Annotated in this window: 14 protein-coding genes; all 14 read right to left on the bottom strand. The window is 40.9% G+C overall.

Annotated features, from left to right (window positions below; all coding sequences use genetic code 11):
* Positions 1–496: 496 nt before the first annotated feature.
* Positions 497–1987 (bottom strand): lysine--tRNA ligase, encoded by a 1491-nt coding sequence (lysS, locus tag F7731_RS23840; RefSeq protein ID WP_151537295.1) that lies wholly within the window; start codon positions 1985–1987, stop codon positions 497–499.
* A gap of 467 nt (positions 1988–2454) precedes the next feature.
* Complete coding sequence (gene dusB, locus F7731_RS23845) at positions 2455–3456, bottom strand: tRNA dihydrouridine synthase DusB (protein ID WP_151537296.1); 1002 nt, start codon at positions 3454–3456, stop codon at positions 2455–2457.
* 41 nt (positions 3457–3497) lie between these two features.
* Entirely contained in the window at positions 3498–3713 is a 216-nt protein-coding gene (locus F7731_RS23850; protein WP_151537297.1) for a helix-turn-helix domain-containing protein, read from the bottom strand.
* Positions 3665–4192, bottom strand: coding sequence for a 2-amino-4-hydroxy-6-hydroxymethyldihydropteridine diphosphokinase (folK, locus tag F7731_RS23855; protein ID WP_151537298.1), 528 nt, complete (start codon positions 4190–4192; stop codon positions 3665–3667). Before folK ends, F7731_RS23850 begins: the two co-directional genes overlap by 49 nt.
* Positions 4182–4553 (bottom strand): dihydroneopterin aldolase, encoded by a 372-nt coding sequence (gene folB, locus F7731_RS23860; protein WP_151537299.1) that lies wholly within the window; start codon positions 4551–4553, stop codon positions 4182–4184. Before folB ends, folK begins: the two co-directional genes overlap by 11 nt.
* A gap of 2 nt (positions 4554–4555) precedes the next feature.
* Positions 4556–5371, bottom strand: coding sequence for a dihydropteroate synthase (gene folP, locus F7731_RS23865; RefSeq protein WP_151537347.1), 816 nt, complete (start codon positions 5369–5371; stop codon positions 4556–4558).
* A 264-nt stretch (positions 5372–5635) separates the two neighbouring features.
* Positions 5636–6511, bottom strand: coding sequence for an aminodeoxychorismate lyase (pabC, locus tag F7731_RS23870; RefSeq protein ID WP_151537300.1), 876 nt, complete (start codon positions 6509–6511; stop codon positions 5636–5638).
* A gap of 10 nt (positions 6512–6521) precedes the next feature.
* Positions 6522–7094, bottom strand: a complete 573-nt coding sequence (gene pabA / locus F7731_RS23875) for an aminodeoxychorismate/anthranilate synthase component II (protein WP_151537301.1) — start codon at positions 7092–7094, stop codon at positions 6522–6524.
* Positions 7091–8515, bottom strand: coding sequence for an anthranilate synthase component I family protein (locus tag F7731_RS23880; protein ID WP_151537302.1), 1425 nt, complete (start codon positions 8513–8515; stop codon positions 7091–7093). Before F7731_RS23880 ends, pabA begins: the two co-directional genes overlap by 4 nt.
* Positions 8516–8876: 361 nt before the next feature.
* Positions 8877–9806, bottom strand: a complete 930-nt coding sequence (gene cysK, locus F7731_RS23885; RefSeq protein WP_151537303.1) for a cysteine synthase A — start codon at positions 9804–9806, stop codon at positions 8877–8879.
* A 195-nt stretch (positions 9807–10001) separates the two neighbouring features.
* Positions 10002–10898, bottom strand: a complete 897-nt coding sequence (locus F7731_RS23890) for a peptidyl-prolyl cis-trans isomerase (RefSeq protein WP_151537304.1) — start codon at positions 10896–10898, stop codon at positions 10002–10004.
* A gap of 21 nt (positions 10899–10919) precedes the next feature.
* On the bottom strand, positions 10920–11798 hold the full coding sequence (hslO, locus tag F7731_RS23895; RefSeq protein WP_151537305.1) for an Hsp33 family molecular chaperone HslO: 879 nt from the start codon (positions 11796–11798) through the stop codon (positions 10920–10922).
* Between the two features lie 36 nt (positions 11799–11834).
* The gene (locus F7731_RS23900) at positions 11835–12611 is read right to left on the bottom strand and encodes a type III pantothenate kinase (protein WP_151537306.1); all 777 of its coding nucleotides are present in this window, start codon (positions 12609–12611) and stop codon (positions 11835–11837) included.
* 228 nt (positions 12612–12839) lie between these two features.
* Positions 12840–14822 (bottom strand): ATP-dependent zinc metalloprotease FtsH, encoded by a 1983-nt coding sequence (gene ftsH / locus F7731_RS23905; protein WP_151537307.1) that lies wholly within the window; start codon positions 14820–14822, stop codon positions 12840–12842.
* Between the last annotated feature and the right edge of the window lie 18 nt (positions 14823–14840).

The following is a 14840-nucleotide window of genomic DNA, read 5'->3' on the forward strand; positions in this document are numbered from 1 at the left end:
AACTCTCCAATAAATTGTGAGTTGATTAGCTCATAATGTCTTTTTGATAAAAAGACTAAAACGTTGACGTTTTGTTCGTTCAGTTTTCAAAGAACTATCTTGTCGCTCAGAAGCGACTTTTTAATAATATCAGATTCACTATGTTGAGTCAACAACTTTTTTCATCTTTTTTATTAACTTCTTTCAGCTGCCGTCTCAGCGGCAACGAATATAAATATACCACCGTCAAAACTATTTCGCAATAGGTTTTTTTAGAAAAAGCAAAATAAAAATATTCATATTATTCCACACGCTAATAGTTGATTTAAATTTAGGCTAAATGAAATTATTGAGATTGCTATTTTATTATTGATTGGAGTGGAATGCAACGAGGAGGCTCCCGGACTGAACGCGATCGCTAAGTGCCTGGAACGAAAATCAACAAAAGCGTATAACAAAATATAAAATTAAAAAAGGCAAAACACAATATTATGTGCTTTGCCTTTAAAATAGTATATTAACGGTGACGCATTAGAGGGAAAAGTAATACATCACGAATAGATGGTGAGTTTGTTAATAGCATAACAATACGATCAATCCCGATTCCTAATCCACCTGTTGGCGGCATACCGTACTCTAATGCTTCAATGAAATCATCATCCATCATATGTGCTTCATCATTTCCTTGCTCGCGTTCTTTAAGCTGAGCTTCGAAACGCTCTCTTTGATCAATTGGATCATTTAACTCTGTGAAAGCATTAGCATGTTCACGAGCAACAATGAATAACTCAAAACGATCAGTGAAACGTGGGTCTTCCTCATTTTTCTTAGCAAGAGGAGAAATTTCTACTGGATGTCCATAAATGAATGTAGGCTGGATAAGCTTCTCTTCAACCTTTTGCTCAAAGAATTCATTGACAACATGCCCATAAAGCATATGTTCAGTTACTTCCACTCCATGCTCTTTCGCCAATGCATGTGCCTCTTCCTTGCTCATTTCCTTCCAGAAGTCTACTCCTGTATATTCCTTAATAGCATCAACCATGTGAAGTCTTTTCCATTCTGGCTTCAAGTCTACTTCGTATTCTCCATATTGAACAGTTGTCGTACCTAGTACTTCTTGAGCAATATGGGCAATTAAGTTCTCCGTTAAGCTCATGATATCTCGGTAATCAGCATATGCCTCATATAGCTCAATCATCGTGAATTCAGGATTGTGACGTGTAGAAACCCCTTCATTTCTAAACACGCGGCCAATCTCGTACACTTTCTCTAAACCGCCCACTATTAGACGCTTCAGATGAAGCTCAATGGCAATTCTCATGTAAAGCTCCATATCAAGTGCATTATGATGGGTAATGAACGGGCGGGCTGAAGCACCACCTGCAATGGAATGCATCATCGGTGTTTCAACTTCTAAATACCCTTCGCTGTCTAGATAACGGCGCATCGATTGGATGATACGGCTACGAGCAATAAATGTTTTTTTGCTTTCGTCACTCATAATTAAATCGAGGTAACGCTGGCGGTAACGCTGCTCAACATCCTTCAGTCCATGGAATTTGTCTGGTAGCGGGCGAAGTGCTTTTGTAAGAAGTTCGAACTCTTTTACTTTAATTGATAGTTCGCCTACTTTTGTTTTGAAAAGTACGCCAGATACGCCAACTAAATCACCTAGATCGACTGAATCAAAAATTTCATAGCTTTCTTCACCAACTGCATCTGTACGAACATAAATTTGAATTTGGCCAGTTAAGTCTTGAATATGAGCAAAGCCGGCTTTCCCTTTACCGCGCTTCGTCATAATACGTCCAGCAATCGTTACCGAAACATTCTTTTCTTCTAGAGCTTCCTTTTCAAGATCACCGTATTGATCAAATAGCTTTTGGGATTGATGTGAACGAACAAATCTTTTTCCAAATGGATCTAGCCCTTTTTCGCGCAGGCTATTCATTTTTTCCCTTCTGACCATTAGTTGGTCATTTAATTCCTCATGATTCTGACTCATTTGTATCATCTCCAATTTGTAAATCTATTTTATGTAAAGCAATATACTGCGAACAAAAATCTTCATACTTTTATTATTTTACACAAAGTAAACAACACACACATCAAATATGTTTATAAAGTGAAACTTCATTCAGTGGGGTGTCTTTCCCCATTGAATGTTAGTTGAACTTATCACGCTCAAAACGCCACATCCTCCCAAAAGCTCTGCTTTTGGTCGTGCGATGTATCGCTTCCGTAGTATTCCTTATCCTGTGGCTTTCGCCTGACTAGGACATCCTGTCCGTCGTCGGGCCTTTACGGGCTGTTGATCTCCACTTAAACTTCTCCGAATTATCTAAAGTTTTGAAGTGGAAGTCTTACTGTCCGTTAATCTGCGATAAATAGAATAAAAACTGCCAGCTTGTATACTGGCAGTTCTCTCTGTTTCAAAAGTATTATAGATAAAGAAGCTATTGATTGTCAACTTTACCCTGCCTGAGTTTGCCCTTGCTCTTTTGCCTCCGCTTCAATAACAAGGGTAGTTAATACCGTGACTAGATCTTCTCTTGTGTTACATTCATTGATGGCATTACGAACGTTCGCATTGCCGCGAATGCCCTTTAAGTACCAAGCCGCATGCTTGCGCATTTCACGTACAGCAATATACTCATTCTTCAAAGCAATTAAGCGATCTAAATGAAGAATACATACACCAATCTTCTCGCGAACACTTGGCTCTCCCATTAATTCACCCGTTGCAAGAAATTTAACCGTACGGTAGATCATCCACGGATTACCAAGAGCCGCCCGTCCGATCATAACACCATCACAGCCGGTTTCTTCAAGCATACGCTTAGCATCTTGAGGTGTTTGAACATCCCCGTTCCCGATTAACGGAATATTGATGTTTTGCTTTACTTCACGAATAATATCCCAATTCGCTTTTCCTTCGTACAATTGTAGACGTGTACGACCGTGTAAAGCAACAGCTTTTCCGCCGGCACTTTCTACCGCTTGAGCATTGCGGACTGCATAAATATGATCTTCATCCCAACCCATACGCATCTTCACAGTAACAGGCTTTTCAACTGCGTTCGTTACCGCTGAAACCATTTCATAAATTTTGTCCGGATCAAGCAGCCACTTTGCTCCTGCATCACATTTCGTGATTTTCGGAACAGGACAGCCCATATTAATATCAATAATGTCAGCATTTGAATTCTTATCAACAAATCGAGCCGCTTCAATCAATGTTTCTTTTTCTCCGCCAAAAATTTGCAGGCTTAGCGGTTTTTCACGTTCGTCTATATAAAGCATATTCATTGTTTTCTCGTTTTTTAATACAATTCCTTTATCACTGACCATTTCAGCACATACAAGTCCGGCGCCAAACTCTTTCACAGTGAGACGGAATGCAGAATTACATACTCCTGCCATTGGCGCGAGTACAACTCGGTTTTTCAACTCAATATCGCCAATTTTAAACATAAAGAACCTCCCTCCTGGGATAGTCTATCGCCGGTTTACATCTATTCATTTTCCTCCGGCGGGGTTAAATCTTCAACGGTAATATTTAGCAAGTGAGCAGTCCGCTCTATAAATTCAAGAGCGGGCATTCTGTTTCCCCGCTCAATCTCACCAAGAATTGAAACAGACACACCAAGCTGTTTAGCAAAGCCTTCTTGTGTAAAACCTTTTAATTTGCGAAAAGCGCGAATACGTCTTCCCCATTTTTCTGCTTCCATATTCGTACTCCCTCTCTATCAGGTATTCTCTTTAAAACATCTTGAAGAGAAACTTCCATTGTCGGAAGCTTGAAGTCAGGCTTAATATCTAATAAAGGAATAATGACAAAAGCTCTCTCCTGTATTCGAGGATGAGGAACGGTTAATTTCTCTGAAATGATACTTTCCTGATTATACAACAAAATGTCAAGGTCAATCGTCCGAGGCCCCCATCTAATATCCCTTTTTCTGCCAAGGCCTTTTTCTATTTCTAAACAAGTATTCAGCAATTCAAATGGGTTTAAGCTTGTTCTTACTTCAATGACCATGTTTAAAAATCGATCTTGATCCTCATAGCCAACCGGCTCTGTTTCATAAATAGATGAGGTATTTACCACTTGTATATTCGGTACAGCTTCAATGTTCGCAATTGCCTCTTTTAAAGTCGCAGCTCTTTCCCCCATGTTGGAGCCTAAACCTATGTAAGCTTTATTTATCATTTTCCCTACTCCTTGTTATTTCAACAGCTACTGATTCATAATGTCCTTGAATAGGAGGATCAGGTTTAATTACCTTTACAATGACTTGGGAAATAGTCTCAAAACGTCTCAATATTTCCCCGGCAATCTTTTCCGCAACAGCTTCTACGAGTTTTAAAGGTTTGCCTTCAACAATCTCCTTACAAACATCGTAAAGCTCGGCATAATTGATCGAATCTTCAAGTTGATCCGTTTCCCCAGCCTTTTTCAAACTTGCTTCCACTGTCAAATCGACATAAAATCGTTGACCTAGACGGGTTTCTTCTGGAAAAACACCATGGAAACCGTAAAAAGCCATTTGATTTAAGATGATTTTATCCATGTTCAGCTCCCTTTCCCCATAAGTGCATCCATCATAGCAGCCATCCGCTTCATTTCCTTCACATCATGGATACGGATGATCTGACACCCTTTCTGAATTCCGTAACAAACGGTGGCACCTGTTCCTTCCAATCGCTCTTCGACAGGGAGATCAAGAACTTTCCCAATCATAGATTTTCGAGAAGTTCCAAGTAGGACTGGATAACCTATAGACACGAGCTTGTCCAGATTTCTCATCATTTCTAAATCATAATGTAAGCCTTTAACAAATCCAATGCCAGGGTCTAGAATAATATTTTCGTCCTTAACACCAGCCTGTTTTACTAAAGCAATGCTTTCATATAAATCATTAACGACATCACGATAAAAATGGGTATAATCCATATTTTCACGATTATGCATTAAAATAATTGGAACTTGCATGTCAGCAGCAACAGCAGCCATATCAGGGTCTGCCTTCGCACCCCAAATATCGTTAATAATGTGGGCGCCGGCATTAATCGCTTGCCGTGCCACCTCTGCTTTATATGTGTCTATTGAAATCGGAACTTTAACTTCTTTGGAGATAGCTTCAATAACGGGGATAACCCGCTCAAGTTCTTCCTCTACTGATACAGGATCGAACCCAGGTCGTGTTGACTCGCCACCAATATCAATGATGTCAGCGCCATCCTCTACCATTTGCATTGCACGTTCGACCGCTTCGTCACCGCGGTTAAACTTCCCACCATCTGAAAAGGAATCAGGGGTCATATTTAAAATTCCCATAATAAGCGTTTTCTTCTCGTAATCTAAGGTATAAGGTCCACACTGTATCATGTTTTTCAAGAAAAAACCTCCTTATAAAGTGAAACTTCACTCAGCGGGGGGTCTTTCATCCCCCACTGAGTGTTAGTCCCGTTCTACTGTCTCTAATATCAAGGCTAATGCCTTGATAAAGAGACAGTACGAACCCGATTGGTTCAACTAAGCCGCTGAAAAGCACATCGGCAAGTTTCACTGTATCTCACCAATCGGGCTTTTACTGGCAGTTGACCTCCTACCTAAACTTCTTCGATATACTAAGGTTTTAAGGTGGAAGTCTTACTGCCAGTTAATGCGGGACAAATCTTCTTTACTCCATAGCTTTACAGTTTGTTGTTCGTAAATCTGTTGGAGTACCTTCACCTTCTCTCCTGCTGCGCCAGGCATAGGTGTACCATTAAACATTGAAATTGGAACAACTTCCTGAATCGAATTCGTCACGAACATTTCATCCGCCGTCATCGCATCCGTTAACGTAAAAAAGCCTTCATGAACGTCGAATCCATTAAGTTTAGCAAGCTTAATAACAAATTGTCTCGTAATGCCATTTAATATTCCTGTATCAACGGTAGGAGTGAAAAGAGTTTTTTTCTTCAGCCAAAAGAGATTCGATACAACCCCTTCAGCTAAAAATCCTTCCTTCGTAAGAAAGATTCCTTCACAATCAAGTGAACTCCCTATTTCCTTCTTTGCTAAAATATTGTTTAAAAAATGATGTGATTTCAGTCTTTCAGCGCCCTCTGGCGTATTGCGATTCAGCTTTAATATTTCTGCCCTTTTTTCCTGCCCTGATCGTCTCGAAGGAAGAGGTTTTGCGAATATTATCATATTTGGCTTAACATATGGCTCAGTCTGCAAGCCAATCTCCCCTAATCCTGCTGAAACATTTAAGCGAAAATATGCATCTTTCAGCTTATTTTCCTTCAGGAGAAGTTGCAGTGCATGTAAAATCTCGCTTCTCGTATACTGAACATAAATATTCAGCTCTTCTAAGCCACGATTCAATCGTTCTAAATGGTCATCTAATAAAAATGGGTGCCCATTATACGTGCGAAACGTTTCGAATAAACCCACTCCATATAAAAAGCCGTGATCAAACGGGGAAATGAGAGCTTCTTCTTTCGGAACAAGCTCCCCATTCATATACAAATACATGACTCTCCCCCTATCTCCCATAAAAATGAAGGAAGTTTCTAAGCAAATCCTTGCCCGCTGTCGTCATAATTGACTCTGGGTGGAATTGCACGCCCTCAACTTGCAGCTCCTTATGGCGAACGGCCATAATTTCATCATCAGAGGTCCAAGCGGATACTTCTAAACAAGAAGGCAATGTTTCCTTTTTAACAATTAGAGAATGATATCTTGTTGCAGGGAATGGATTTGGCAGGCCACTGAAAATGGTTTTCCCATCATGATAAATATCTGATGTTTTCCCATGCATAAGCTGCTCCGCCTGAACGACATCGCCGCCAAACACTTGGGCAATGGATTGGTGCCCGAGGCAGACACCGAACACAGGAATTTTGCCAGCAAAGGCCTCGATCGCCTCTAAGCTCAATCCTGCTTCATTTGGTGTGCATGGCCCTGGTGAAATCATTAAAAAACGAGGCTGCAGTTTTTCTATTTCCTCAATTGTTATTTCATCATTTCTTTTCACGAGCAGCTCCTCGCCAATTTCTCCAAGATATTGAACAAGGTTATACGTAAAAGAGTCGTAATTATCGATCATCAAAATCATTTCGTGTCACCCTTTTCCTGTTCGGCCATTTCTTTCGCCTTCCATAAGGCAATTGCTTTCTTCAATGACTCTTTATATTCATTTTTCGGATTGGAGTCAATGACAATTCCAGCCCCCGCCTGCACATGGGCTTTTCCATCCTTCACAATCATTGTGCGAATAATAATATTCAGCTCTAGATCACCGTTAAAATTAATCCAGCCTAAAGACCCTGTATACGGTCCCCTTGTTACAGGCTCCAACTCTTCAATAATTTCCATTGTTCTTATTTTCGGAGCACCTGTAATCGTTCCGCCTGGGAATACAGCATCAATTAAATCGAAACCATCCTTGTCCTCTGCCAGCTCACCCTTAATATTAGAGACGATATGCATCACATGCGAGTATTTTTCAATGACCATAAACTCATTCACTTCAACAGAGCCATATTGACAAACACGCCCGAGATCGTTTCTTTCTAAGTCGACAAGCATGACGTGCTCAGCACACTCTTTTTCATTTTCAATTAGCTCATTTGCAAGCTTGTTATCCTCGGCCTCATCTGCTCCGCGTGAACGGGTACCAGCAATTGGGCGCGTGCTCACCTCATGATCCTTTTTCTTAATTAGTAACTCTGGTGAGCCGCTGACAAGCTGATATTCAGGGGTATGAAAATAGCCCATATACGGTGATGGGTTAAGCACTCTAAGCTGTTCATAAACATCAATCGCGTCTACCTGAATCGGGCGGCTTTGGCGAACCGATAGATTCACCTGGAATACATCGCCTTGAGCGATATAATCCTGAACCTTTTCAACAGCCTGAATAAACTTCTCTTCACTTAGCGACACATCAAGCTGATCCTCTACATCCTGCGGCATGTTCTTATGTAAAGCAGCCGGGGCTTGGTTCACCTCTTCCGTCCATCGACATTCCCATTCCGATGCGCGATCTTCTGCTAAGCTTTCTTCATTTTCCCCATACAATCCCATTAACCATAAAACATTATGTAATTTATCAAAGACAAACCATTCCTTAAAGGCTAAGAAATGGATATCAGGAATTTGAAGATCATCTTCAGCCATTTGAGGCAATCGTTCAATATAACGGCCGTAATCATAGCTGATTAAACCAATTGCTCCTCCTTGAAAATCTGGCAGTGAATCATCCTTCTCTACCTCATATTGGCTCAGCCATTCTTTTAATAAATGCAGAGGATTTCCTTCAAGCATTTGACTCCCATCAGCATGGATAATTTCTAGCTTCGAATGTTTTCCGATTAGAACCGTATCAGGATCAAAAGCAGCAATGCTGTAACGTCCCCCTCTGCCACTTTCTAAGATGACATGATGCTGCTTACCTTCTGCTAAATTGCGATATTTCTGATAAAATTGGTCAAAAGAAAACGGAAGCTTTTTGGTATATATTTTAAGTTTTTTCACAGGAGTTTCACCTCTAATTCAGTATCTTTTTACATCATACATGAAGATAGTTTATTTACAAAGAACAAATGCGAATTAGAAAAGCGGAAGCGCCTTCGGAACAATTACAAATCAAATTGTTCCTGCGATGACTATTCTAAGAAGCTTTACTTAGTGGTCACCCCCGACAAGCACAAGACGATCGGCTCGGAAAGGTGTACTTTACCTTTCTGGGACGATTGGGTTGTGACCTCGAGGGGGTAGGGGCTCCTCCTAAAAGCTAACGCTTTTACTCGTGCGATGATTATGCTGCCGAAGCGTTCCTTGTGGAGCTGGATAACGAAAAAAGCAATAGCTAAGCAAGCCATTGCTTTCGTATAGATTATTCCGTTTCGAATTGATAAAGAGGTGTACTTAAATAACGCTCTCCATTACTTGGAAGGATGGCAAGGACCTTCTTTCCTTTCCCAAGCTCTTTTGCTACTTTCAAAGCGGCAAAAATAGCTGCTCCCGAAGAAATTCCGCCTAAAATTCCTTCTTCCTTCGCCGCTAAGCGAGCAAATTCAAACGCTTCATCATTTGTTACTTTAATTACTTCATCATAGATTTCCGTGTTTAGAACTTTTGGAACAAACCCTGCACCAATTCCTTGAATTTTATGAGGGCCTGGTTTTCCGCCCGAAAGCACCGGGGAATCTGTTGGCTCCACTGCATAAATTTTAATATTTTCGTATTTCTCACGAAGGACTCCGCCTGCACCTGTAATCGTTCCGCCAGTACCGATACCAGAGATAAAGGCATCTAGCTGATCACCCATTTGTTCAACAATCTCTTTCCCTGTTGTACGGCGATGCACTTCCGGATTGGATGGGTTTTCAAATTGCTGAGGCATGAAGTACCCATGCTCTTTTGCAAGTTCGCTTGCTTTTCGAATGGCGCCATTCATTCCTTCTGGACCGGGCGTTAACACAAGATCTGCTCCATAAGCACGCAGAAGATTGCGTCGCTCCATACTCATTGTTTCCGGCATAACTAATACAGCCTTATAGCCTTTAGCAGCTGCAATCATCGCAAGACCAATTCCCGTGTTGCCACTAGTAGGTTCAATAATCGTTGATCCATCTTTCAAAACGCCAGCTTCCTCCGCAGCTTCAATCATTGCCAAAGCAATACGGTCTTTCACGCTGCTTCCAGGGTTCATATATTCTAATTTTACATAAACATCTGCACTATTCTCATCTACAAGTCGGTTAAGCTTCACAATCGGTGTTTGACCTACTAGTTCTGCAATTGAATTTGCTACTTTAGGCATTTTCCCCACTCCTTAATCCGAGTATTTATATTGGTTTAATTAAAATTTAATACGAATAGGCGTCAATGTCAAATATTTTTCCTTAAAAAAGTATAATATTTACAAAATTTCATACTTTCGCCCAATATTACTATAACCTATCTTTGTTGTGTACAAAAAAGGACAACTCAAATCCGCCTTGAGTCATCCTTTTTTCTAATGTGCTTCTGTCTTCCCATAAAACCAGTCTACATCTGATTCACTCCATAGCGATCTGGCGGAAACAGGTGTATCCATTTGTTCTAATGCAATTTGTCTGCGGATTTGATCCTTTACTTCTTTGTAAGAATAGACTTTCCCTTTAACGTGCTCATGGAGCATAACGATGGCAAATCCGTCATCGACCTTAAATGCTTTGCTCCACTTCCCATGCTTTAATTTCTTTATTTCACTCATTATCGATTTGGAGTAATGTTCATTATCCTCGTTAATATAGCCAGCGTCGCCGCCGTATTTAGCTGTAAATTCATCGATGGAGCGTTCCATCGCGAGAACAGAAAAGCTTGAGCCTTGATCTAATTCCTTTAAAGTTTGATCCGCTTCTGCCTTTGTTTTTACGATGATTTGAGACATGTGATAGGAATCAGGTAAGTGGAATTGGCTTTTATTTTGCTCGTAGTAATTCTTTATTTCTTTTTCTGGGATTTTGGCATCTTTCGTCAAAAGTTCTTCGAGCATAAGGGTGTTTTTAATTTGCAGCCGCCACTTATCCTCATCAGCCGCCTGATAGCCGCTAGATGTTCCGTACATCGTTTTTAGCATGTTAAGCTCACGTTCAACCGCTTTATCAGAAATTTCCACGTCATACTTTTTCCCAGCTGTTTCAATCACCTTTTGGTCAACTAGCTCACTTAACACTTCTCTCCCATATCTGGACTCCATCTCATTCAGCCAATCCTGCCGGGTAATTTTTTCTTTGCCAACGGTCGCCACAACCTCTTTCTGGCCTGCATTCCCTTTTGATAGAAAAAAAACAACTGTTAAGCAATTGATGATGATCAGCCCAGCGATAATGATCAAAAGCTTATCCTTCCTAAGCCTGTCCCTTTTCAACTTATTCTCCTCCAAAGCTGTCTACTCTGCTTCTCGTTTTAATTCCTCTAACTCTTCTTTTGAATAATGATACATTTCATTACAGAAATGGCATTGGGCTTCTGCTTCCCCTTCTTTATCAATCATATCTTGAATCTCCTGTGCCCCTAAGCTTGTAATGACATTGCCGAATCTTTCTTTTGAACATGTACAAACAAAAGCGACAGGCTGCTTTTCAAGAATCTTGACATTTTCTGCTCCTAAAAGCTCTGTTAACAATTCTTCAGGTGTCAATCCTTGCTCAATCAGTTTTGATACGGGCGGAATTGTTTTTAAGCGGCTTTCAATTACACTAATCGTTTCTTCTTCCGTACCTGGCATCAGCTGTATAATAAATCCGCCTGCAGCAAGGATTGAATTATCAGGGTTTACAAGAACGCCGACGCCAACGGATGATGGTGTTTGCTCAGATGTCACAAAATAGTATGTAAAGTCTTCCCCAAGCTCACCAGATACAATCGGAACTTGCCCGGAAAAATTCTCCCTCATTCCGATGTCCTTGATTACAGTTAATGTCCCTGTAGTGCCGACCGCACGACGAACATCAAGCTTCCCTTGTTCATTTAAATCAAAATGCGTTTGCGGATGGGTAACATAGCCACGGACCTCACCCTTTGAGTTACTATCTACTAAAATGGGGCCGATTGGACCGCCACCTTCAATTTTGATCGTAATTTTTTCCTCGCCTTTTAGCATGGCACCCATCATTACACCGGCAGACATCGCTCTGCCTAAAGCTGCCGAGGCTGTTGGCCATGTTTGATGTCTTCTCTGAGCCTCTCCAACTGTTTCTGTCGTACGGACGGCATACGCACGAACCTGTCCATTAAATGCAATTGCTTTCACTAAATAATCGTTCATTTGCAAACTCCTTTCTGCTTCCATTCATGCTGTTTATTATTTCGCTGATTCGAAATTACGTTTATAAATGAGCTGAAGCCCTTTCAACGTTAAGAAAGGATCAACAACATCAATAATTGTTGATTCTTTAGCAATCAAGCTAGCTAATCCACCAGTAGCAATGACGGTTGGGTTCTCATTAGCCTGCTCCTTCATCCTTTTTACGATGCCCTCGACTTGGCCAACATAACCAAATAAGATTCCAGCCTGCATGGCGGAGACAGTATTTTTGCCAATTATTCCTTCAGGACGGGCAATTTCAATTCTTGGCAGCTTAGCCGCTCTTGAGTACAATGCCTCTGTCGAAATACCCACACCCGGAGCAATGGCGCCCCCCATATATTGTTTCTTCTCATTAATGTAACAATATGTTGTTGCTGTACCAAAGTCGACGATAATTAACGGGCTGCCGTAGTCTTGAATAGCAGCCACCGCATTCACAATGCGATCCGCGCCAACCTCTCTCGGATTCTCATATTTAATATTCAAGCCCGTCTTGATTCCAGGGCCCACAATTAACGGTTTAATGTGAAAATATTTATCGCACATCCGCTCCAGAGCTGTCATGATCGGCGGAACAACAGAAGAGATAATAATTCCATTAATGTCCCCGAATGTTAATCCTACATGTTCAAACAGAGACTTTATCATAATGCCGTATTCATCTTCTGTTTTATTCCGGCTTGTTTCCAGTCTCCAATGATATTTCAGCTGATCCCCATCATATACCCCTAAAACCATATTTGTATTTCCGATATCAAAAACAAATATCATTTCTCTCACCACTCTATTATTTGTTTATTGAACAACAGCTTTTTCACTGAAAACATCATAACACAACTTGAATTAGAGGGTGTAATTTTAAAATTTATGTTAATCGATTAAACCGTCTTATGACCTCGCGGGGAGTAGGTGCTGAAGCTAGACAAGGCTAAAATAACTCTAATATAACCAATTATAAAAAAAGAAAAAGGCGCTCAAAAATGAGCGCCATTTTTCTTTCTATTCTTTTCGGTCTTCTCCAATTGACGGAGGATTTTCCTCTTCAGCTGGATTCGTTTTTCTTACTTCTTGGATTTCATCAGAAGCATCTTTATCATCTTTACTGATGTTAATATTTACTTTAACCTCTTTAGAGTCGTCAGCCTTCACCGGACGATCAGGCAATGTTCCATGATCCATTAAATGCTTAATTTGTTCTGCATCTAATGTTTCAACCTCTAGAAGTGTATTGGCAATTAGATCAAGCTTCTCACGATTTTCAGTCAGAACCTTTCTTGCCTTTTCATAACTCTCTTTAACAATACGCTGGATTTCAAGGTCAATTTCATAGGCAATTGCATCAGAGTAATTCTGATCATTGTTGAAATCTCTTCCTAAGAATACTTGACCGCCCTGTGATTGACCGAATTGCAGCGGTCCGAGCTTATCGCTCATTCCAAATTCAGTTACCATTCTTCGAGCAATGCCTGTTGCACGTTGGAAATCATTGTGGGCACCCGTACTCACTTCACCAAATACAACTTCCTCTGCAACACGGCCGCCAAGCAAGCCGACAATTTTATCTAGAAGCTCTGGCTTTGTCATGAAGAAACGGTCTTCTTTCGGAAGCATTACCGCATATCCGCCAGCTTGGCCACGAGGCACAATCGTTACTTTATGGACCATTTCGGCATCCTCAAGCACGACTCCAATAACCGTATGACCTGCTTCATGGAAGGCAACAATATTTCTTTCCTTTTTAGAGATGACACGACTTTTCTTCGCGGGACCAGCAATTACACGGTCTGTTGCTTCGTCAATATCTGTCATATCAATCTTTTTCTTATCTAGACGAGCTGCCACTAATGCTGATTCGTTTAATAGGTTTTCTAAATCAGCACCCGAGAAGCCTGGTGTGCGCTGTGCAATAGCTTTCAAGTTTACTGTTTCATCTAAAGGCTTATTTCTTGCATGCACTTTAAGAACAGCTTCTCTTCCCTTAACATCCGGGCGATCAACTGTAATTTGACGGTCAAAACGTCCTGGACGCAGTAAAGCTGGGTCCAAAATATCCGGACGGTTTGTTGCAGCAACAATAATAATTCCCTCGTTTGCGCCGAATCCATCCATTTCAACAAGCAACTGATTCAGTGTTTGTTCACGTTCATCGTGACCTCCGCCTAGACCAGCTCCACGCTGACGGCCAACTGCATCAATTTCATCGATGAAAATAATACATGGTGCATTCTTTTTCGCGTTTTCGAATAGATCTCGAACACGCGAAGCTCCGACACCGACAAACATTTCGACGAAGTCAGATCCACTAATCGAGAAGAATGGTACACCAGCTTCACCCGCAACAGCACGAGCAAGCAATGTTTTACCTGTTCCTGGAGGTCCAACAAGGAGAACCCCTTTTGGAATTCTAGCACCCAATTCTGAGAACTTTCTTGGGTCTTTTAAAAATTCTACTACTTCAACAAGCTCTTGTTTTTCCTCATCTGCACCCGCTACATCTTTAAAGCGGACTTTCTTTTTATTTTCATCGTAAAGCTTAGCTTTACTTTTGCCAAAGTTCATCACACGGCTTCCACCGCCCTGTGCTTGATTCAGCAAGAAGAAGAATAAAATGAAAATGATGATAAATGGAATAATGGACGTGAAAAATGTCACCCAGCCGCTCGTTTCCTTCGCTGGCTGAAAGTCAACTTTTGATTTTTGTGCAAGAGCATCAATACGGTCCAGAATTTTATCACTATTTACGACATAAGTTAGAAAGTTCTTGCCTTTTTCATCCCCTACAAGTTCACCTCTTACTTCGTAAACGCCTCTTTCAGGCTGCATGGCGATCGACTTTATTTCTCCACTTTCCAAGTAAGTGACAAATTTATCGTAAGAAATTTGTTCAGTCGGTTCATTGTTGCCGTTAAAAAAGCTAACAACGCCGATAATGACAAGAAATATCAATAAATAAAAGATGGTGTTACGGAAGATCCGATTCATCCCTTACCTCCTCCCACA

This window comes from Cytobacillus depressus (genome assembly GCF_008923245.1).
GTDB classification, from domain to species: Bacteria; Bacillota; Bacilli; order Bacillales; family Cytobacillaceae; genus Cytobacillus; species Cytobacillus depressus.